At 71.6% G+C, this 1,341-nt stretch carries 1 protein-coding gene and 1 pseudogene; both read right to left on the reverse strand.

Going from position 1 to position 1,341, the window contains the following annotated elements; translation table 11 throughout:
- On the reverse strand, window positions 1-818 hold an 818-nt coding region (locus GUY59_RS47005; RefSeq protein WP_330849318.1), incomplete at its 3' end, for a serine/threonine-protein kinase.
- Window positions 815-1,341, reverse strand: a pseudogene (locus tag GUY59_RS47010) (hypothetical protein); the annotation flags it as partial. The pseudogene GUY59_RS47010 and the gene GUY59_RS47005, both read right to left, overlap by 4 nt.

The following is a 1,341-nucleotide window of genomic DNA, read 5'->3' on the forward strand; positions in this document are numbered from 1 at the left end:
GCGTACGGGATCGGGCCGCTGCCAGGGGAGTGCCGGTCGTCAGGGGCGGACGCCCTGGCCTGGGGCCGGCCGCTGATGAGCTGGAAGAGCACGTCCTGCATGGCCGGCCGGGCAGCCGCGTCCTTGGCCAGGCAGCCGTACACGATCGAACGCAGGGGCTCGGGCACGTCACCGAGGTTCGGCACGTCGTACTGGATCCTGCGGAGCACCGCGGGCAGCGAGTCGTTGCCGAACGGCGGCGTGCCCGTGGCGGCGTACACGATGACGGATCCCCAGGCGAACACGTCGGCGGCCGGCCCGGCGACCGCGCCGAGGAACTGCTCGGGCGCCATGTACGCGGGCGTCCCCACGATGCTGCTGGTACGGGTCACCGCGGCGTCCACGGCACGGGCGATGCCGAAGTCGATGACGCGCGGGCCGTCCCGTCCGAGCAGCACGTTGGCCGGTTTGAAGTCGCGGTGCACGACGCCGGCCCGGTGGATGGCGGCCAGCGCGGTGGCCGTGGCGACCGCCAGCCGCTGCAGGTCGGCCCCGGTGTGGACGCCGGCCTGCTGGAGGGAGGGACCTTCGACGTACTCGGTCACGATGTACGGCCGTGCGCCCAGCGAGGCGTCCAGCACCTGCGCGATGCAGAACGGCTCCACCCGCCGCGCTGCCGCGATCTCCTTGGCGAAGCGGCCGTCGCCCGGCACCCCCTCCCGCAGCACCTTGATGGCGACCCGCGTCCCGTCGGGAGCCGTACCCAGGTAGACCACGCCCTGGCCGCCCTCGCCGAGCTGCTTGACGACCCGGTACGGGCCGATGGCCTCCAGCGTCACCAGGTTTCCAGCGCGCAGACGCTGAACGAGGTGCTTTTCTGCGCCGAGGACGGCGAGGTGACCTTCAGCGCCACGGTGTGGCGCCCCGCGGGCAGGTTGTACTGTTTGGCGGTCACGAACGCGGTGTAGTCGTCCTCCGGCACCCAGGACCTGCCGCTCTCCTTGGTCTTGCCGTCGACCAGCCACGCGTAGGAGATCCACACTCCGCGCCTGGTCGACTCCACGCGGGTCTGGAAGTGCACAGGCGGCATGTAGCAGTCACCCGACCCGGACTGGCCCGGTCCGCCCATCAGCTCGATCGCGAGAATGCTCGCCTTGGCGTTCGTGGCCGGCTTCTTACTGGTACGGGCGCGGTCGCGGGTCGGCGTAGGCCGCGCGGTGGTGCGCTCGGGCGAGGCCGTGGGTGTGGGCTTCCTCGGGGTGGCGGTGGGCTTGGCCGTACGAGTGGGAGGCTTCTTCCGCTTCTGGGTCTTCGTCCCCTTGGGAGTGGGCGTCTGCTCGGAGGACGGCTTCACGGTGGGGA

Origin of the sequence: Nonomuraea sp. K271 (assembly GCF_009908215.1) — a bacterium.
Lineage (GTDB): Bacteria > Actinomycetota > Actinomycetes > Streptosporangiales > Streptosporangiaceae > Nonomuraea > Nonomuraea longispora.